The sequence below is a fragment of the Sphingomonas sp. HT-1 genome (assembly GCF_048568905.1).
In the GTDB taxonomy this organism is placed as follows: Bacteria; Pseudomonadota; Alphaproteobacteria; order Sphingomonadales; family Sphingomonadaceae; genus Sphingomonas.
This window is the reverse complement of sequence record NZ_CP183770.1, coordinates 865,515-882,988: the sequence shown is the minus strand read 5'-3', so window position 1 is coordinate 882,988 and position 17,474 is coordinate 865,515. Positions and strand designations below refer to the sequence as shown.

Below are 17,474 nucleotides of genomic sequence, written 5' to 3'. Positions count from 1 at the left end.
GCGCGCAAACGACTTCCCGCGCGCGAAGGCGCGCGGGAAGCTGCCGACTTACCAGATCCGGACCCGCTTTTCGGGCGCGAGGAACAGCTTGTCGGTATTGCCGGGCTTAAAGGCGCCGTACCAAGGATCGAGGTTGCGCACGACCCAGGCGCGCTGTTCAGACGGAGAGTGCGGATCGGTGAGCAACCGCTGCCGAAGGTTGGCCTCGCGATAGTTGCGACGCCAAACCTGGGCCCATCCGAGGTAGAAGCGCTGATCGCCCGTCGTACCGCCGATCACCGGCGCCGGCTTGCCGCCCAGCGACTTGACATAGGCATCGTGCGCTACCGACAGGCCAGCCAGATCCGCGGTGTTTTCGCCGAGCGTAAGGCGACCATTCACGTGCATGCCGGGCAGCGGCATATAGGCATCATATTGCGCCGCCAGAGCGTCCGTCCGTGCCTTGAACGCTGCCACGTCGGCCGGCGTCCACCAGTCGGTCAGCCGCCCTTCTTTGTTATACTTTGCGCCCTGGTCGTCGAAATGGTGGCTCAGTTCATGGCCGATGACCGCGCCGATGCCCCCATAGTTCACCGCCGGATCGGCATTGGGATCGAAGAAAGGCGGCTGCAAGATGGCGGCGGGAAACACGATTTCGACCATGCCGAAATTGGCATAGGCGTTCACTTCCATCGGCGTCATGCCCCATTCCCAGCGCTGCAGCGGCTTGCCTAGGTGGCTGACATTCTCATCATGCTGCCACTGGTTTGCCCGCAGCGCATTGCCGAACGCATCGCCAGCCACGATCCGCAGCTCGGAATAATCCCGCCAGCGATCGGGATAGCCGATCTTCGGGGTGAAGGCGGCCAGCTTCTCATGCGCTTTCACCTTGGTCTCGGGCGCCATCCAGTCGAGCTGGTCGATCCGCGCATCCATCGCGGCGATCACGTTCTTCACGAGCGTGTCCGCGGCCGCCTTGGTCGCAGGCGGGAAGTAGCGCGCGACATAGAGTTTGCTGACTTCATCCGACAGCGCATTGGTGGTGAAATCGACTGCGCGCTTCCAGCGCACTTCCTGCTCCGGCGTGCCGGAAAGGATCGTCCCGTTGAACGCGAAAACCTCCTTGTCGACCGCGCTCGGCAGCACATCCGAAAAGGCGGACAGCGAACGCACGATCAGTTGATCGCGTAGCACCCCGATGGGAGTGGCCTGGATCAGCTTTGCGATGCCGGCAACGGCGCTCGGTTGAGCGACGATCACGCTATCCACCGGCGCGCCAACGCCCTTGAAATAGGTGGAGAAGTCGAAGCCGGGAGCTTCTTGGGCAAGCTGCGCCAGCGCCCGCTTGTTATAGGTCTTGTTGGCGTCACGGCTGTCCGCTCGCGTCCAGCTGACCCGCGCCACTTCGGTCTCGAACGCAACGATCGCGGCAGCACGCGACGCCGCGTTCGGCTCGCCGGCCAGCGTCAGCAACTTGGTAAGGTGCTGGACATAGGCCGCGCGCGTCTCCGCGAGCTTGGCGTCGGACGACAGATAATAGTCCCGATCCGGCATGCCGAGTCCGCTCTGATACATGCTGAGCGCGTAGACTTCGGGCTCCTTGTCATCCTGCCCGACATAGGTGGCGAAGGGAACCTGCACACCGCTGCGCGAGGCCTGTGCATACAGCGCAGGAAGAGCCGAAGACGATTGCACTGCCTTGATCTGCTCGATCCACGACCTAATGGGGGCCAGCCCCTTCGCTTCGATGCTCGCGGTATCGAGATAGGTGCCATAAGCGATGCCGATTTTTGATTTCGGGTCGCGTTTCGCTTCTTCGAGGATGCCTTGGGTGCGTTGCCGCGACAGATCGGCCAGCACATTGAACGCGCCATAATTGGATTTGTCGGCAGGGATTGGCGTGTTCTTCGCCCAGTTGCCATTGGCATAGGCGTAGAAATCATCGCCAGGCTGCACCGACCGATCCATGCCGCCGGTGTCGAAACCATAGGTACCGATAGCCGGCTTTTCCGCCTTCGCGGGTGATGTCGTCTGCGGTTCGCTGCTCTGTCCCTGCGCGGCGGCGGCGAGCAAAACGGGAGCGGCAAGAACGGTGGTGGCAAGGAGGAGAGTGAGACGCATCCTGGAACCTCGTGCGAAAGAATATTTCACTGTATGAGTTGATCAATACGCACCGTCAATGGCCTGAGGCGGGCACCGGTTGCCCGCTGCGCTTGCTGGAAATGCAACCCAGAGGCGAAAGATAATAAGATACTCCCACCGATCGCCTCCGATATGAATGCAACTCTCCGGGTTCATTGCACGAAGTGCCGCGACAGATATTTGAATTATCTCATATCCCCGAACCCTTCGCATGCGCAAAAAAAAGTTATCTTGTGTAAACCAGCAACATTGGATGAGTTTAATTCTTCATAAATATGCTCTGCACGTTGCATACTCTGCTTGCATCCCATGAAAAACGAGAAAGAGAGGATATCATGCCGGCACAATATGATCTTACACAGACTGCCTTTATGTTCTCTTTCTTCGTCAATGCCGCCTCCGCGGTGCAGGGGACATCGGCACAACTAGCGCAGTTTCTCGATAAAGTGCTCGGCACTGGCGGCACATGGAGCGCAGGGAAGAATAGCTACACGATCAACGGCCTGATCCAGCAGCAAGGGTCCCAGCTGATCGGGAGTGACTGGCAGATCGGCTGGGGCCCTGCGATATTCCGCCCGTCGACGAGCGGCTATCCGGACAATGCGATGGCCGTCCTCTACAGCCCATCGCAGGACACCTATGTCGTCGCGATCGCCGGGACAGATCCGAACAGCCCCTATGACTGGCTGTTCGAAGATCTGAAGGTCGGCCCAAACGCGATGGTCAACTTTCCCATCACCAACTTCTCCGCGGCGCCGACGGGCGGCGCGGCCAATGCCGGCACCGCGCAGATTACGCTGGGGACCGCGCTGGGCGTGTATAATCTGCTGCAAAACATGATCGACCAGGATGGCAACACCGCATCGCTTGTCAGCTATCTGAGCGGCTTGGTGCCGGTCAAATCCACCGCCAAGATTATCTTCGTCGGCCACAGCCTGGGCGGAGCGCTCTCAGCCACGCTGCCCCTTCAGCTGCTGTCGATGATCAAAAACTGGGGATGGACCGCAAAAGGCGGCGGCGTCTATGCGATGCCGACTGCTGGCCCTACTCCGGGCAACGCTGCTTTCGCCGCGATGTGGAACAAGCAGTTCCCGGCAACGCCGGTGCAGAATACTGCCAGCGGCAATCAGGTGACGTCGCTGAACGTGCCGATCGCGAACAGCCGCGACGTGGTGCCGCATGCCTGGACCAACATCTACGCCAAGACCCAAGTCCCACAAAGCCCTGTGTATTTCTACGACTATCAGGAAAAGCTGTTCCAAGGCACCACCACGCTCCAGACGCTGACGGTGACGCTGGCAAACGTGCCGAACTCGCTCAACAAGCTCGCCACCGAAATCTATGCGGTGGCGACCAAGGCCAGCACGAACGGGGCTGGAGCGGGTGCCGCGACGCTTGGCGCGCTTACCTGGCTGAGCGACACGTCTCCGATTACCTATTGGAACGGAACCGCGTTCGCGACCTACACGCTCCCAACAGGCAATGTCACGACGCTGGACGCGTTCAAGCAAGTGCTCGGCACGATTCACGTCTGGCAGTATTTTCCTTTTTTTGGGATCACGACGAGCACGCTGCCCTACCCTATCGTCACGACTGCCAAGGCGCTCGCGTCCCAGGAAACAGCCTAAACCCGGCGCGCGGGAACGCCGTCAGCCTGTTTGGCGGCTTCCCGCGCCACCCGCCGGCGGCGCCATTTCCCGGCGATCCAAAGTCGCCAGAGAAGCGCACTGGCAAAATAGCCAAGCATCGCTAGCGCCACGGCGATCGTCACAAGGCCGGTGGCGGTCGCGGGCCCTGCATCGTGCAGAAGCCAGTCGATCCATCCGGGTGCGGCCGCCGCCATGTCCTTGGCGCCGCCCGGCCCCAGCATCCAGCTTCCGAGCCAGTAAGCCGCGACCCACAAGGGCGGCGTGGTGAAGGGGTTGGTGAAGAACGTGGTCGCCGCCGCTGCCGGAATATTTGCGCGAAGCGGCAGGGCAAGCACCGCCGATGCGGGGATTTGCCCCATAGGGACCAAGATGCCGGTCAGCATCCCCAACGCGACGCCTCGCGGCACCGAACGGCGCGTGAACCGCCACAAGGCCGAGTGCATAACCCGGCTCGCCACCGGACGCAGCCAGCGATTATTCTCGATCGAATCGCGGCTCGGCATCGCCTTGTCCACGACACGGCGCAAGCGGCGGCGCGACATGTCAGCCGCGGTCCCGGAGGAGGCGCGATTGCTCGCGTTTCCAGTCGCGCTCCTTGATCGTCTCGCGCTTGTCATGCGTCTTCTTGCCCTTCGCCAGCGCCAGCTCCACCTTCGCCCGGCCCTTGCCGTTGAAGTAGACCGAAAGCGGCACGAGCGTCATGCCCTCGCGCGCTACGGCCCCATGCAGCTTGTTTATCTCGCGTGCATTGAGGAGCAATTTACGCGGGCGCTTAGGCTCGTGATTGAAGCGGTTGCCGTGGCTGAATTCGGGGATGTTGGCGTTCACCAGCCATACCGCTTCGTTCTTGATCTCGGCATAGGCTTCCGCGATCGAACCCTCACCGGAACGCAGCGATTTCACCTCGGTCCCGGTTAACACCAGGCCGGCTTCGTAGGTCTGCTCGATGAAGTAATCGAAACGCGCGCGCCGGTTCTCGGCGACGGTCTTCACTTTCTCGAAGGGTGTGGGACGCGGACGGGCCATAAGGCCGTGCGATGTAGGGGCGCCGAGGCCGGAGCGCCAGCCGTTTGTTGGCGCCCCGATCCGATCGTCAGCCCAGCCCGGCGAATTCCAGCGCCGCATCCACGGCCGTGCGGCTCGCCTCCCCGGCTTCGGTCATCGGCAGGCGCAGTTCCTGCGGGAAGCCCGGGCGCACCCGGCCCATGGCATATTTCACAGGCCCCGGAGACGCATCGGTGAACATCGCGATGTGCAGCGGATAAAGGCGATCGTGTAGTTCCAGCGCCTTGGCGGTGTCCCCCGCCGCCCAGGCAGCCTGGAATGCCGCGCACAGCTTGGGCGCGACATTGGCGGTGACGGATACGCACCCCGTTCCGCCCATTGCGTTGAAGGCGAGCGCGGTTTCGTCATTGCCCGAAAGCTGCACGAAGCCCGCACCGCAGCCGGCCCGCTGCTCGGACACGCGGCTGAGATTGCCCGTTGCGTCCTTCACGCCTACAAACCGCTCCGGATACGCCTCGACGATCCGCGCCATGGTGGCGGGCTGGATATCGGTGACGGTGCGGCCCGGCACATTGTACAGCACGATCGGCAGATCCGTCGCTTCCGCTACGGCGGCGAAGTGGCGGAAAATGCCCTCCTGGCTGGGGCGATTGTAATAAGGCGGCACCATCAGCGCTGCATCGGCGCCAGCATCGGCCGCAGCGTGAACATTCTCAATCGCGACCCGGGTGTCGTTCGAACCCGCGCCAGCCAGGATCTTCACCCGGCCTTTAGCCTGATCGGCGCAGACCCGCACGATGTGAAAATGCTCGTCCTTGGGCATGGTCGCCGCTTCGCCGGTCGTGCCGCACGGTACCAAAGCGGCGGAACCCTCGGTGATCTGCCATTCGACGAGCGCGCGGAAATCCTCCTCCGCAAACGCGCCGTTTCGGAACGGCGTCACCAGCGCAGGGATCGATCCTGAAAACATCGCGCGAAATCATCCTCTTTTTCTATCGAAACAGGGTGGCAGATACGGTGCGATGTCCTATCATGTCCAGCATGGTCGGCACGGTAATCAAAGGCGCGTTGTTGTTCGCCGGGATTTCGGGACTGGCCGCCTCCTCGCAGGTGTCGCCTGCGATGCTGGCGGCGCTGACAGGCGGGCTCATGCCCGAGGCTCAGGCCCAATATGATCCGGTGGGTACGGCGCTGGTAGAATGGCAGCGGCTGCAACAGTCGGATAATTTCCCGTTCTCGGACTATGCCAATTTCCTGCTGGCGCATCCCGGATGGCCCGGCGAAAAGGGGCGCCGCGCCGCCGCCGAGACGATCTTGGACAGCGGAGCGAGTACGCCCGATCTCGCCGTCCGGTTCTTCACCCGGTTGCCGCCGATCACGCCGGCCGGCAGGCTGCGCTATGCCGAAGCACTCGCCGCCACCGGCCGCCGCGCCGAAGCCGAGGACCAGGCCCGCCGAGCGTGGCGCGCGGGGATCCTGCGCGTGAGCGACGAGAGCCGCCTGCTGGCAGGCTTCGGCGCGGCACTGCGCCCCACCGATCACGATGCCCGCGAAGATATGCTGCTGTGGCAGGGGTCGACGAGCATCGCCACCCGGCAGTTGCCCTATACTTCCCCCGATCGGCGCGCGGTGTTCGAGGCGCGTATCGCCTTTCGGACCAACAGCGCCGACGTCGCGACCAAGACGGCGCTTGTCGACTCTCGCGGACAGAGCGATCCCGGCTATATCGCAGACCGTGCCCGCTGGCTGCGCGAGACCGGCCAGTCGCCCGCGATGCGCGCCTATCTCGCCCAGCCCCGGCGCATGTCCGGCTATCCCGGCGATGCCGAGAAGTTCTACGAGGTGCTGCTGTCGGCCGCGCGCGGAGCGGCGATGGACGGGCAATATGACCTTGCCTTTCGCATAGCCTCGCAAGTGGACGATGCGCTGCCCCGCGGCACCGACGTCAGCGACCTGTCGCTGGGCGTGCGCGACGATTATACCAGCCTGACCTGGCTTGCCGGCACCTTGGCACTCTACAATCTGGGCCGTGCCAGTGACGCGATCGGCATGTTCGATCGCTATGGCCGCGGATCGAAGACGCCGCAGACTCAGTCCAAAGGCATGTACTGGGCTGGTCGTGCGGCGGAAGCGACGGGCAATCAGGCGCTGGCGAAGTCGTTCTACGCGCGCGCCGCCGGCTTCCCCGATCTCTTTTATGGCCAGCTCGCCGTCGAACGCATGGGCCAGGCGCTGCGCGGCCCACGCGACCTGAGCGGCAAGACCGCCACGCCCGCCGCTCGGGAGGCCTTTTATCGACGCGAGATCGTCCGCGCGGCCCAATTGCTGGGGGCGATGGGCAACCGAACCGATCAAAGCCTGTTCCTCCGCAAGATCGCCGAGGATGCGACGACCGAAGACGATCATCTGCTTGCGGCCGATCTCAGCCGCACGCTGGGACGACCCGATCTGGGCGTGATGGTCGGCCGCAGTGCCCTTCAGAACGGCCTCTCAGACTATAGCGCTGCCGGCTATCCTTCCGTGAAAGTGCCGGAGGGGCAGCGCGACTATTGGACGATCATCCACGCCATTGCCCGCCAGGAAAGCCAGTTTAATCGCGACGCCGTGAGCCGAGCCGGCGCGCGCGGCTTGATGCAGTTAATGCCGGGCACCGCGCGCGAAACGGCAGGCAAGCTCGGCCTGGGCTATGATGCCGGTGCGCTCAACGCCGATACTGACTACAACATCCAGCTCGGCTCCAGCTATTTCCAGCGGATGCTTCGCTATTACGGCGGCAGCTATCCGCTCGCGGTGGCAGCCTATAATGCTGGACCCGGCAATGTGAACAAGTGGATCGCCGCCTATGGCGACCCGCGGCTGCCCGGCGGCGACGTGGTGCGGTGGATCGAGGAGATCCCGATCTTCGAGACGAAGAACTATGTCCAACGCGTGCTCGAAAATGCCGTGGTCTACGATCTGATGCACCCCTCCTATGCACGGAGCCAGGGCGTCGCCAATCTCAGCTGGTATCTGGGCAAGAACCGCCCGGGCTGATAGCGCGGGCGGCGATGAACGATCGCCCGAACTACATCACGCCTGCAGGCTATGCGGCACTCAAGGCCGAATATGACCAGCTCTTCGGAGAGGAACGCCCGAAGCTCGTCGACACCATCGCCTGGGCAGCAGGCAATGGCGATCGTTCGGAGAATGGCGACTATATCTATGGCCGCAAGCGTCTGCGGGAGATCGATCGGCGGCTGGGCTTTCTGGCGAAGCGCATGAAGGCGGCCAAGGTCGTCGATCCCAGCCGCCAGGAAGATCGTAGCGGCGTGTTCTTCGGCGCCTGTGTGACGATCGCCGACGAAGACGACCATCACCGCACCCTTACCCTGGTCGGCGATGACGAGGCCGATGCCGGCAAGGGCTTGATCGGGTGGAATGCTCCCCTCGCCCGCGCGCTGCGCGGTGCCCGCATCGGCGATCTGCGCCGCGTGCAACTGCCGGCAGGCGAACGCGAATATGAAGTGATCGCCATCACCTACCCATGACGCGCCGGGGGCTGCCGTAGTTGCGGCGGACCGTGCGTACGCCCCGCTTCCGATTTGTCCCGGACTGCTACAGATGGAGCGAGCCCCGATCGCCGGGTGCGTGTAAAGGGAGCGTATGGCGCAGCAGCGAATTCTTGTTTCGGGACGGGTACAGGGGGTCGGCTATCGCGACTGGGTGGTGCGGACCGCACAGCGCAGCGGGTTGACCGGATGGGTCCGCAATCTGAAGGACGGTCGCGTCGAGATCCTCGCTGCCGGGGAAGAGGCCGCGCTGAGCCTGTTGCTGGAAACGTGCCGCGAAGGACCGCCGCTTGCGCGCGTCGAGCATGTCGACAGCGAGGTGGTGCCCGAAGAAAAGCAGCACAAGGGCTTCACCAAACGCTTCACCGCCTGATCGGGAACGGGAGCGGCTGACGACCGGTTGATGGCGCAGGAGAACGCCAATGGAAAATCCCCGCACTGAAACCGCCCGCGATCATGACGATCGTGATCTCCTTGAAAATGCGACCGAAGCGCCATCCTTCTCCGGCGCTAGCGGCGGCAATCTCGGGCGTGACGTCGCCAGCAATGCCGAGCTGGACTCAGTAGATGCGCCGAACGGCAGCCAGCGCGTGCGCAAGCAGGACGCGATCGACCATGATCAGAGCCGGCCACGCGATCGCCCCCGCGACTGATCCACAAAAAAGGGCCTCTTCGCACCAGCGAAGAGGCCCTTTTCGTTAGGCGAGGCGGCTGAAGCGGCTCAGCGCGTCAGCTTCTTGTAGGCCAGCGCGGTGGGACGATCGGCGGCGTCGCCCAGACGGCGGCGCTTGTCTTCCTCATAGGCTTCGAAATTGCCCTCGAACCATTCGACATGGCTGTTGCCCTCGAAGGCGAGGATGTGGGTGGCGAGACGATCGAGGAAGAAGCGATCGTGGCTGATCACCACGGCGCAGCCCGCGAAATTCTCGATCGCCTCTTCCAGCGCACCCAGCGTTTCCACGTCGAGGTCGTTGGTCGGTTCGTCGAGCAGCAGCACGTTGCCGCCGCGCTTCAGCATCTTGGCGATATTGACGCGGTTGCGCTCACCGCCCGACAGCTTGCCGACGTTCTTCTGCTGATCCTGGCCCTTGAAGTTGAACGCGCCGACATAGGCACGCGTCGACTGGTCGTGGCCGTTGATTTTCATATAGTCGAGCCCGTCAGAGATTTCCTCCCAGACGTTCTTGCTGTCGTCGAGGTGATCGCGGCTCTGGTCGACATAGCCGAGGCGCACGGTCGAGCCGATCTCGATATCGCCCGAGTCGGGGGTTTCCTGGCCGGTGATGATCTTGAACAGCGTCGACTTGCCGGCGCCGTTCGGCCCGATCACGCCGACGATGCCGCCCGGCGGCAGCATGAACGAGAGGTTCTCGAACAGCAGCTTGTCGCCGTACGCCTTGGAGATGTTCTTGGCCTCGATCACCTTGCCGCCCAGGCGCTCGGGCACCTGAATGACGATCTGGGCCTTGCCCGGCGTGCGGTTTTCCTGGCTGGCGACCAGTTGCTCGAACTTGGCGATACGCGCCTTCGACTTGGTCTGGCGGGCTTTGGCGCCCTGCCGGATCCATTCGAGCTCGTCCTTGATCGCCTTCTGGCGGCCGGTGGCCTCGCGGTCTTCCTGCTCGAGGCGCTTGGCCTTCTTCTCGAGATAGGTCGAGTAGTTGCCTTCGTACGGGAAATACTTGCCGCGATCGATCTCGAGGATCCAGTCCACGACATTGTCGAGGAAGTAGCGATCGTGGGTGATCATCAGCACCGCGCCAGCATATTCCTTGAGGTGGTTCTCCAGCCAGTTGACGCTTTCGGCGTCGAGGTGGTTGGTCGGCTCGTCAAGCAGCAGGATCGACGGCTTCTGGATCAGCAGGCGGGTCAGCGCGATGCGGCGCTTTTCACCGCCCGACAGATTCTCGACCGGCCAGTCCGACGGCGGGCAGCGCAGCGCTTCCATCGCGACTTCGAGCTGGTTGTCGAGCGTCCAGCCGTCGACCGCGTCGATCTTGGCCTGGAGATCGCCCATCTCCTCCATCAGCGCGTCGAAATCGGTGTCGTCCTTGGGATCGCCCATCTCGGCCGAAATGGCGTTGAAACGATCGACCATGTCCGCCACTTCGCGCGCGCCGTCCTTGACGTTCTCGAGCACGTTCTTGCTGGGATCGAGCTGCGGCTCCTGCGGCAGATAGCCGACGGTGATGTTCTCGCCCGGCCATGCCTCGCCGGCGAAATCCTTGTCGATGCCCGCCATGATCTTCATGAGCGTCGACTTACCCGCGCCGTTCGGACCGACGATGCCGATCTTGGCGCCCTGATAGAATTGCAGGTTGATGTTGTTGAGCACCGGCTTGGGGGCGCCGGGGAAGGTTTTGGTCATGTCCTTCATGACGAAGGCGTATTGCGCTGCCACGGTGGCGTATCTCCGTTGCGAGAATTCTGGATGCTGGAAAGACCCGGGGCATGTAGCGATCCGACGGAGCGTTGGCAACGCGACGCGATGGTCGCGGGGCGGCGCTGCAATCCCATTGCAATCGGCCTCGCGCTGGTTAGCATCTGCAGCATGACCAATCGCTTGCTGCTCGCGGCCGCTGCCGCGCTCGCCCTGCCCCTCCCCGCCTTGGCCCAGACCGCCGCCCAGGTGGCGAGCGTGCGCAATGCTGCGATGAAGGACGACATTGCCTGGGATGTTGTCGAAGGCCTTACCACCGAAGTCGGCCAGCGCCTCGCCGCCACGGAAGCAGAAGCGCGCGCCCGAACGTGGGCCCTGCAGAAGCTCACCGCGCTAGGCTTCAAGAACGTGCACGTCGAGACGTACCGTATGCCGGTGTGGGTGCGAGGCGTGGAAACGGCGGAAGTCCTCGGCGCTTCGGCCCAGAAGCTGGCGATCACGGCGCTCGGCTATTCCGGTTCCACCGGCGCTCAGCCGCTTGAGGCCGAAGTCGTCTATTTCGCTTCGGTCGCCGATCTCCAGGCGGCGCCGGCGGGCAGCCTGAAGGGCAAGATCGCCTTTATCGATCATGCGATGGTGCCAACCCAGGACGGCTCGCAATACGGCTATTATGGCGCGGTCCGTCGCGCCGGGCCCAGCATCGCGGCAAGCAAGGGGGCGGCGGCCGTGCTGATCCGATCGATCGGCACCGACCACCACCGCAATCCGCACACCGGCGTCACCACGTGGGGCAAGGACGTCCCGCCGATCGGGGCCGCCGCGCTTTCGCTGCCGGATGCCGAGCAGCTCGTGCGGCTGGTCAAGCGCGGCCCGGTGAGGCTGCGCCTGTCGGTCACGCCGCAGTTCAAGGGCGAGGCGGAGTCGGGCAACGTCATCGCCGACATTCCCGGCAGCGATCCCGCGGCCGGTATCATCGTCGTCGGCGGCCATCTCGACAGCTGGGATCTCGGAACCGGCGCGATCGACGACGGCGCAGGCGTGGCGATCACCACGGCCGCCGCGCTCCACGCCGCCAAGCTCGGCCAGCCCCGCCGCACGATTCGCGTCGTCTGGTTTGGCGCGGAGGAAGTCGGCGGGTTCGGCGGCGAAGCTTACGCCAAGGCGCATGCTGGCGAACGGCACGTGCTGGCGATGGAGTCCGACTTCGGCGCGGATCGCGTGTGGAAGTTTGAGACGAACCTTCCCGAGAGCGCCAAGGGTATCGCCGACCGGCTCGAAACCGCGCTTTATCCGATCGGCATCGAGCGCGGGCGCGACACTGCCCATGGCGGCACGGATGTGGAACCGATCCTGCGCAGCGGTGTCGGCACGATCGGCATGACACAATCGGGAACCCGATATTTCGACCTGCACCACACACCTGACGACACGCTCGACAAGATCGACCCGGAGCAGCTGCGTCAGAATGTTGCAGCGTGGGCTGCAATGCTCGCCATCGCTGCCAACGCACCCGAGGACATCGGTCCGGTTAAAGCGGGCCACTGATCGCCGCGCCAAAATGGGGCGAGATCATGGCCAAGCCGCGATGGCCGAACACATTTTCAATTGACGGGCCGGGTGGCCCGGCCCATGCATCGGGCTTGGCGCTCGATCGGGTCGCCTGCGAAATGAATTGAGTAGAATGGGAGCACCCCGATGACCAAGCTTCGCCTGATGGCAGCGGCAGTCGCGCTCATGCCGCTGGCGGCGTGCGGCGGCGGCGAGAGCAATGTGGCGGACAGCTCGAATTATTCGCCCGAAGCCAACGCGATGATCTATCAGGATGGGTCGGACAATGCCGCCAATGCGGAGGCAGAGGCGATGATTGGCAATGCCAGCAACAGCACGGGCGCTGACGCTATGGGTGGAAATAGCAACTGACGCAGCGTTAGCGCGCAGGGTACTCGGAGAAGGGCGCGTTCTCCCCGGAGGACGCGCCCTTTCTCGTACCGCCACGCCAACTGGGGAACCTAATAGCCCGCTTCGATCGCCATGCGGACGGCGTCTGCCGCCGTGCGGACGCCCAGCGCCCGGAACATCGCGGCGCGGTGCATCTTGATGGTCCGCTCTGTCAGGCCAAGGTCATAGGCAATCTGCTTGTTCAGCTTGCCGGCGGCCATGGCGATCAGCACGGCGCGCTGGCGTGGGGACAAGGCGTCGATCTTGTCCCGTGCCACCGTGGCGCGATGCGCCGTTCCCTCGGCGGGGCTCTCGACCTCCATTTGCGAGCCGAGGAAATATTCCAGTTCGCCATCCTCGCCGAAGATCGGCGCCACTAGCACGGCGTTGCGAAACGGCGTGCCGTTCTTCTTGTAGTTCAGGATCTCGACCATCACCGGCCGCTTTTCCCGAACGCCGGCGCTCAGCGCATCGCTAAGCCAGGGTTCAGTCTTGTCGCCTGAGAGGAAGCGGCAGTTCCTGCCGATGATTTCTTCGCGACGATAGCCGGTCAACGCAATGAACGCGTCGTTGCAGTCGATGATGGGATTGTCCGGCAGCTTCGGGTCGCTCAGCACTGCAGCCACAGCACTGCCTGCGATCATATCCGTAAGGGGCATCGTTCGGCCTTCTGCATCGTAACGGTAGCGCGCAATCGCATACCCTTTTGTCCATGTTCCGGGTTTCTGCCCGGTTCCTCATCAGGAGGATGCTTGATGCCGGCTCCCCAGATCATTGCCGGTGTAACGAAAGGTAGGCCCAATGAACTTCTTCTGCAATGATATAGAAGGGGTCGACCTGGATCAAAGCGCCGAATTGGTGCCGGACGAAGTGCAGGAAGCGGTTCGAACGCTCCTGCGCTGGGTGGGTGAAGACCCTGATCGCGAAGGCTTGCGCGATACGCCCTTACGCTATGCGAAGGCGTGGCAGGAATATTGCCAGGGATATGAAGAAGATCCGGGTATGCACCTTGCCCGCACCTTCGAAGAGGTGGCGGGCTATGACGAAATCGTGCTACTGAAGGACATCCCGTTTCATTCGCATTGCGAACATCATCTTGCGCCGATCACCGGCAAGGCATCGATCGCCTATCTTCCCACGAACAGAGTCGTCGGGATTTCCAAGCTCGCACGGGTTCTGCACGGCTATGCCCGCAGGTTGCAGATCCAGGAACGCCTGACGGCCGAAGTGGCGCAGGCGATCTGGGACCATCTCCAGCCGAGCGGCGTGGCGGTGGTGATCGAGGCGCAACATGGCTGCATGACCGGCCGCGGCGTGAAGACGCCCGGCGTCGGCATGGTCACAAGCCGCCTGCTCGGATGCTTTCTGGAAGACAAGAGCAGCCGTGCCGAGCTGTTCTCCCTCATGGGTTATTGAGCGGCTGCCGCGATGAACATCGTTATCCTTGGCGCCGGAATTGCGGGACTCGCAGCCGCCGACTCTTTGCACGCGGCGGGCCATCAGGTAACACTGTTCGACAAAGGGCGTGGTCCGGGCGGGCGCATGTCCACCCGTCGGGTGGAGTTGGGGGCAGAGAAGCTTCAGTTCGATCATGGCGCCCAGTACTTCACCGTGCGCGATGAACGGTTCCGACGCCAGGTAAATGCCTGGCAGGCGAGCGGCGTCGCCAGCCCCTGGCGCGCCGCCGGAGAAGATGCGTGGGTCGGGACGCCGGCCATGAACGCGCCGGTGCGTCACATGGCTGCGGCGCACGCGGTTCATTTCGGACATCACGCCATGGCACTGACGCGGAGCGCACAAGGATGGCGTCTTCGCCTGCAAGAAGGTGAACACGGCCCCTATGATGCGGCGATCGTCGCTCTACCCGCCGAGCAGGCGGCCGCCTTTCTGGGAGCGCATGATCTGCAGATGGCGGGCTATGCAATGGCGGCGCGCTCCCAGCCCTGCTGGACGACGATGATCGCCTTCGAGGGGCGTCTCCCCCTTGCTGCCGATTGCATCCGCCAACAGGGCATTATCGGTTGGGCAGCCAGGGACGGGGCGAAACCGGGGCGCGATGGTGGAGAGACCTGGGTCGTGCAAGCACATGGATCCTGGTCTGCCCAGCACTTGGAGGATTCCGCCGAAGCAGTGGGTACTGCCTTGCTCGACGCCCTGCTCTCCCGGGCCGAGCGGCCCGCACCTGCGGTTCGCTATATCGCCAGCCATCGCTGGCGCTTCGCGATGACGCCGGGTGCCGATATGGGCGCTTTGTGGAACGAACAGCTGCGGCTGGGCGCGTGCGGAGATTGGTTGCAGGGTCCGCGCGTTGAATTTGCCTGGCTGTCGGGCCATCGGCTCGGAGCGTTGATCGGCGCTGCCGCAGCCGCTGCCTGACCTCGGCCGAAACGCGCGGTAGCGAAGGAGTACCGGCTCGGTGTCGGAAGCGGAGCTGCTCACGGTCTGGTACGATGGCGGATGCCCGCTTTGTGTGCGCGAGATCGCGGCAATGCGTCGGCTGGACCGGCGTGGCCGCCTCTGCTTCGTGGACGTCGGTGACGAGTCCGTCGCCTGCCCGATCAATCGCGGCGATCTGCTCGCCCGCTTCCATGTCAGCGACGCGCACGGACGCTTCTTCCATGGAGCGGCCGCCTTCGCTGCGATGTGGCGGGCAATCCCGCTGTTTCGGCCGCTGGGCCTCGCTGCGCAAGCCCCCGGCATGACCTGGCTGCTCGAACGGTTCTATCGCGCCTTTCTGCGCGTTCGGCCAAGGTTGCAGCGCCTGCTGCGGGAAAGGGAGCGACATGGCCGATGATCGATCGAGCGAGGGCCGCGCACGTGCCGTCCCCAAGGGCAGGCTTTCGCGGCTGAGCGTGATGGGGCGGCTTGCCGGCAGTGTCGCCGGCAATGTGCTGACGGAAGGCGCCAAGCGCCTCGCATCTGGCCAACGCCCGCATCTACGCGACCTCGTGCTCACCCCCGGCAACGCCGCCCGGGCCGCCGAGCAGCTGGCGCAGCTGCGCGGCGCAGCGATGAAGCTGGGCCAGATGATCTCGCTCGACGCGGGAGACGTGCTGCCGGACGAGCTCACCCAAATCCTCGCTCGTCTGCGCGATCGCGCGCACCATATGCCGCCTGCCCAGCTGCAACAGGTGCTGGCCCGCGAATGGGGCGCCGATTGGCGGCGGCGCTTTGCGCTTTTCGAGGCCCAGCCGATTGCCGCTGCCTCAATCGGCCAGGTGCACCGCGCCCGGCTGCCGGATGGCCGGATGTTGGCGATCAAGGTGCAATATCCGGGCGTCCGACAGAGCATCGACGCCGACGTCGACAATGTCGCAACGCTCCTCCGTCTCTCTGGACTGCTGCCCAAGGGGCTCGAGATCGCCCCTCTGCTCGGCGAGGCCAAGCGCCAGCTCCATGACGAGGCCGATTATGCGCGCGAGGCTGCGATGATGACTCGCTATGCCGATCATCTGTCGGGCGACGATCGCTACCTAGTCCCTCGGCCAGTTACCGAGCTTTCCACCGGCAACGTTCTGGCGATGGACTATATCGCTGCGCGCCCGATCGAAACGCTGGAAAACGCGCCGCAGGACGCGCGCGACCGCGTAACGGAAGCACTGATCGATCTGGTTCTGCAGGAATTGTTCGACTTTGCCTTCATCCAGACCGATCCGAATTTCGCCAATTATCGATACCAGCCGGAAAGCGGGAGGCTGGTACTTCTGGATTTCGGCGCCGCGATACCCGTTTCACTCAACCTTGCTGAGGGTTATCGAGACCTCCTGAGAGCAGGAATGAACAGCGACAGCGCAGGCGTGCGGACCGCGGCACTTGCCTTGGGCTTCTTCAGCCCGGCGGCGTTGGAGCGCCATCCGCAGGTGATCAATCGCATGATTGAGCTAATCCTCCAGCAGACCGATCGCGCCGAGACGTTCGATTTCGCCGATCGGAACTTTCTCCAGGCTGTGCGAGGCGAAGGCATGACGATGGTCGAGGACCGCGCCGTCTGGCACATTCCGCCGGCGGAAACGCTTTTCGTGCAGCGCAAGATCAGTGGCATGGCGCTGCTCGCGGCACGTCTGAAGGCGCGAGTTCAACTGCGCGCGCTCGTGCAGAAACGGGTCGATCTTCAATAAGGAAGACGCTCGCCGTCCCAGGCGAACAGGCCGCCCGAATCTTCCGGACGAAGCGCGTCCAGCACCTTCCGCAAATGCCGCGCGCTGGTTTCGGGCGAAAACAGCCGCGCGACGGGCACGCCGCGCTGAAAGGGGGCGGACAGGCCGGTGTCAACCGTCCCGGGATGCAGCGCCGCGACGATAGCTTGCGGATGGGTGCGGCGGAGTTCGATCGCGAAATTAGCGATCAGCATGTTGAGCGCCGCCTTTGACGCCCTGTAGCTATGCCAGCCCCCCAATCGGTTGTCCGCGATCGAGCCCACGCGCGCAGACAGGGCGGCGAACACCGCGCGTCGGTCCCGCGCCAGCAGCGGTAGAAAGTGGCGTGCTATGACCGCCGGTCCGATGGCGTTCACCTGGAACAGCTCGGCCATCGCGGCTCCGTCAATGGCGCGGAAACTCTTCTCCGGCGCTGGTCCGCCCGCCCGATGCAACATGCCCGTGGCGACGAATACCAGATCGACCGCGCCTTCTTTGCCGATCTGCGTCGCCGCCGCGGCGATACTGCCCGCATCGCGCAGGTCGAACCGGAATGGCTGGACAGGCCCTCCAGCGGTACCGCCCCGGCGGCTGCCAGCATAGACGCGCTCGATTGCCGGATCGGTGGCAAGCTGCGCCACCAACGCCGCGCCGATCCCGCCTGATGCTCCGAGCACCGCCGCACGCAGACCCATGA

The 17,474-nt window shown here is 63.9% G+C and carries 18 protein-coding genes; 11 read left to right on the top strand and 7 right to left on the bottom strand.

The annotated features are described in order from the left end of the window. Nucleotides 1–48: 48 nt before the first annotated feature. Nucleotides 49–2,100: a M13 family metallopeptidase gene (locus tag ACNFJ7_RS04185; RefSeq protein ID WP_026009204.1), complete on the bottom strand. Its 2,052-nt coding sequence runs from the start codon at nt 2,098–2,100 to the stop codon at nt 49–51. Between the two features lie 356 nt (nt 2,101–2,456). Between ACNFJ7_RS04185 and ACNFJ7_RS04180 the strand changes: the two genes are divergently transcribed. After that, nucleotides 2,457–3,749: a lipase family protein gene (locus ACNFJ7_RS04180; RefSeq protein ID WP_160327974.1), complete on the top strand. Its 1,293-nt coding sequence runs from the start codon at nt 2,457–2,459 to the stop codon at nt 3,747–3,749. Here the strand turns inward: ACNFJ7_RS04180 and ACNFJ7_RS04175 are convergent. The 3 genes from ACNFJ7_RS04175 to dapA all read right to left on the bottom strand — a co-directional run bounded on the left by ACNFJ7_RS04175 (nt 3,746) and on the right by dapA (nt 5,745). Then, nucleotides 3,746–4,312 carry a DUF2062 domain-containing protein gene (locus ACNFJ7_RS04175; RefSeq protein ID WP_019369948.1) on the bottom strand — a complete coding sequence of 189 codons (567 nt, stop codon included), beginning with the start codon at nt 4,310–4,312 and terminating at the stop codon, nt 3,746–3,748. The genes ACNFJ7_RS04180 and ACNFJ7_RS04175 overlap by 4 nt on opposite strands. 1 nt (nt 4,313) lies before the next feature. After that, nucleotides 4,314–4,796, bottom strand: a complete 483-nt coding sequence (gene smpB / locus ACNFJ7_RS04170; protein WP_026009205.1) for an SsrA-binding protein SmpB — start codon at nt 4,794–4,796, stop codon at nt 4,314–4,316. Nucleotides 4,797–4,863: 67 nt separating this feature from the next. Further along, a complete protein-coding gene (gene dapA, locus ACNFJ7_RS04165; protein WP_019369950.1) occupies nt 4,864–5,745 on the bottom strand; it encodes a 4-hydroxy-tetrahydrodipicolinate synthase in 882 nt (293 codons plus the stop codon). 71 nt (nt 5,746–5,816) lie between these two features. On the opposite strand from dapA, the gene ACNFJ7_RS04160 reads away from it, so the two are divergent. The 4 genes from ACNFJ7_RS04160 to ACNFJ7_RS04145 all read left to right on the top strand — a co-directional run bounded on the left by ACNFJ7_RS04160 (nt 5,817) and on the right by ACNFJ7_RS04145 (nt 8,976). Beyond that, nucleotides 5,817–7,808, top strand: coding sequence for a lytic transglycosylase domain-containing protein (locus ACNFJ7_RS04160; RefSeq protein ID WP_019369951.1), 1,992 nt, complete (start codon nt 5,817–5,819; stop codon nt 7,806–7,808). Between the two features lie 14 nt (nt 7,809–7,822). Further along, nucleotides 7,823–8,302 (top strand): transcription elongation factor GreB, encoded by a 480-nt coding sequence (greB, locus tag ACNFJ7_RS04155; RefSeq protein ID WP_019369952.1) that lies wholly within the window; start codon nt 7,823–7,825, stop codon nt 8,300–8,302. Nucleotides 8,303–8,417: 115 nt separating this feature from the next. Beyond that, entirely contained in the window at nt 8,418–8,696 is a 279-nt protein-coding gene (locus ACNFJ7_RS04150; protein WP_019369953.1) for an acylphosphatase, read from the top strand. A gap of 49 nt (nt 8,697–8,745) precedes the next feature. After that, nucleotides 8,746–8,976, top strand: a complete 231-nt coding sequence (locus ACNFJ7_RS04145) for a hypothetical protein (RefSeq protein WP_019369954.1) — start codon at nt 8,746–8,748, stop codon at nt 8,974–8,976. Nucleotides 8,977–9,044: 68 nt separating this feature from the next. On the opposite strand, the gene ettA is transcribed toward ACNFJ7_RS04145, so the two are convergent. Next, nucleotides 9,045–10,724 carry an energy-dependent translational throttle protein EttA gene (gene ettA / locus ACNFJ7_RS04140; protein WP_026009206.1) on the bottom strand — a complete coding sequence of 560 codons (1,680 nt, stop codon included), beginning with the start codon at nt 10,722–10,724 and terminating at the stop codon, nt 9,045–9,047. A 150-nt stretch (nt 10,725–10,874) separates the two neighbouring features. Here ettA and ACNFJ7_RS04135 point away from each other — a divergent pair, with 150 nt between their 5' ends. Both ACNFJ7_RS04135 and ACNFJ7_RS04130 read left to right on the top strand, forming a co-directional pair. Continuing rightward, a complete protein-coding gene (locus ACNFJ7_RS04135) occupies nt 10,875–12,248 on the top strand; it encodes a M20/M25/M40 family metallo-hydrolase (RefSeq protein WP_026009207.1) in 1,374 nt (457 codons plus the stop codon). Between the two features lie 150 nt (nt 12,249–12,398). Further along, nucleotides 12,399–12,623 (top strand): hypothetical protein, encoded by a 225-nt coding sequence (locus ACNFJ7_RS04130; RefSeq protein ID WP_019369957.1) that lies wholly within the window; start codon nt 12,399–12,401, stop codon nt 12,621–12,623. Nucleotides 12,624–12,712: 89 nt separating this feature from the next. Here the strand turns inward: ACNFJ7_RS04130 and ACNFJ7_RS04125 are convergent, their stop codons facing one another. After that, nucleotides 12,713–13,300, bottom strand: coding sequence for a helix-turn-helix domain-containing protein (locus ACNFJ7_RS04125; RefSeq protein ID WP_019369958.1), 588 nt, complete (start codon nt 13,298–13,300; stop codon nt 12,713–12,715). A 142-nt stretch (nt 13,301–13,442) separates the two neighbouring features. Here ACNFJ7_RS04125 and folE point away from each other — a divergent pair, with 142 nt between their 5' ends. From folE to ACNFJ7_RS04105, 4 genes are all read left to right on the top strand, one after another. Further along, nucleotides 13,443–14,057 (top strand): GTP cyclohydrolase I FolE, encoded by a 615-nt coding sequence (folE, locus tag ACNFJ7_RS04120; protein WP_019369959.1) that lies wholly within the window; start codon nt 13,443–13,445, stop codon nt 14,055–14,057. 12 nt (nt 14,058–14,069) lie between these two features. Continuing rightward, nucleotides 14,070–15,017 (top strand): NAD(P)/FAD-dependent oxidoreductase, encoded by a 948-nt coding sequence (locus ACNFJ7_RS04115; protein WP_019369960.1) that lies wholly within the window; start codon nt 14,070–14,072, stop codon nt 15,015–15,017. 112 nt (nt 15,018–15,129) lie between these two features. Further along, a complete protein-coding gene (locus ACNFJ7_RS04110; protein ID WP_236704562.1) occupies nt 15,130–15,435 on the top strand; it encodes a DCC1-like thiol-disulfide oxidoreductase family protein in 306 nt (101 codons plus the stop codon). After that, nucleotides 15,425–16,759 carry an ABC1 kinase family protein gene (locus tag ACNFJ7_RS04105; RefSeq protein ID WP_019369962.1) on the top strand — a complete coding sequence of 445 codons (1,335 nt, stop codon included), beginning with the start codon at nt 15,425–15,427 and terminating at the stop codon, nt 16,757–16,759. The genes ACNFJ7_RS04110 and ACNFJ7_RS04105 overlap by 11 nt, the downstream gene beginning before the upstream one ends. Here ACNFJ7_RS04105 and ACNFJ7_RS04100 read toward each other — a convergent pair. Beyond that, nucleotides 16,753–17,472, bottom strand: coding sequence for an SDR family NAD(P)-dependent oxidoreductase (locus ACNFJ7_RS04100; protein ID WP_019369963.1), 720 nt, complete (start codon nt 17,470–17,472; stop codon nt 16,753–16,755). The genes ACNFJ7_RS04105 and ACNFJ7_RS04100 overlap by 7 nt on opposite strands. Between the last annotated feature and the right edge of the window lie 2 nt (nt 17,473–17,474).

Excerpts from the sequence above, each read along its gene's own strand:
- smpB (WP_026009205.1), bottom strand. The coding sequence starts at position 4,796 with ATGGCCCGTCCGCGTCCCACACCCTTCGAGAAAGTGAAGACCGTCGCC.
- ACNFJ7_RS04100 (WP_019369963.1), bottom strand. The coding sequence starts at position 17,472 with ATGGGTCTGCGTGCGGCGGTGCTCGGAGCATCAGGCGGGATCGGCGCG.
- dapA (WP_019369950.1), bottom strand. The coding sequence starts at position 5,745 with ATGTTTTCAGGATCGATCCCTGCGCTGGTGACGCCGTTCCGAAACGGC.
- ACNFJ7_RS04110 (WP_236704562.1), top strand. The coding sequence starts at position 15,130 with ATGCGTCGGCTGGACCGGCGTGGCCGCCTCTGCTTCGTGGACGTCGGT.
- greB (WP_019369952.1), top strand. The coding sequence starts at position 7,823 with ATGAACGATCGCCCGAACTACATCACGCCTGCAGGCTATGCGGCACTC.
- ACNFJ7_RS04135 (WP_026009207.1), top strand. The coding sequence starts at position 10,875 with ATGACCAATCGCTTGCTGCTCGCGGCCGCTGCCGCGCTCGCCCTGCCC.
- ACNFJ7_RS04185 (WP_026009204.1), bottom strand. The coding sequence starts at position 2,100 with ATGCGTCTCACTCTCCTCCTTGCCACCACCGTTCTTGCCGCTCCCGTT.
- ACNFJ7_RS04150 (WP_019369953.1), top strand. The coding sequence starts at position 8,418 with ATGGCGCAGCAGCGAATTCTTGTTTCGGGACGGGTACAGGGGGTCGGC.
- ACNFJ7_RS04180 (WP_160327974.1), top strand. The coding sequence starts at position 2,457 with ATGCCGGCACAATATGATCTTACACAGACTGCCTTTATGTTCTCTTTC.
- ACNFJ7_RS04175 (WP_019369948.1), bottom strand. The coding sequence starts at position 4,312 with ATGTCGCGCCGCCGCTTGCGCCGTGTCGTGGACAAGGCGATGCCGAGC.
- ACNFJ7_RS04115 (WP_019369960.1), top strand. The coding sequence starts at position 14,070 with ATGAACATCGTTATCCTTGGCGCCGGAATTGCGGGACTCGCAGCCGCC.
- ACNFJ7_RS04105 (WP_019369962.1), top strand. The coding sequence starts at position 15,425 with ATGGCCGATGATCGATCGAGCGAGGGCCGCGCACGTGCCGTCCCCAAG.
- ACNFJ7_RS04145 (WP_019369954.1), top strand. The coding sequence starts at position 8,746 with ATGGAAAATCCCCGCACTGAAACCGCCCGCGATCATGACGATCGTGAT.
- ACNFJ7_RS04125 (WP_019369958.1), bottom strand. The coding sequence starts at position 13,300 with ATGCCCCTTACGGATATGATCGCAGGCAGTGCTGTGGCTGCAGTGCTG.
- ACNFJ7_RS04130 (WP_019369957.1), top strand. The coding sequence starts at position 12,399 with ATGACCAAGCTTCGCCTGATGGCAGCGGCAGTCGCGCTCATGCCGCTG.
- ACNFJ7_RS04160 (WP_019369951.1), top strand. The coding sequence starts at position 5,817 with ATGGTCGGCACGGTAATCAAAGGCGCGTTGTTGTTCGCCGGGATTTCG.
- folE (WP_019369959.1), top strand. The coding sequence starts at position 13,443 with ATGAACTTCTTCTGCAATGATATAGAAGGGGTCGACCTGGATCAAAGC.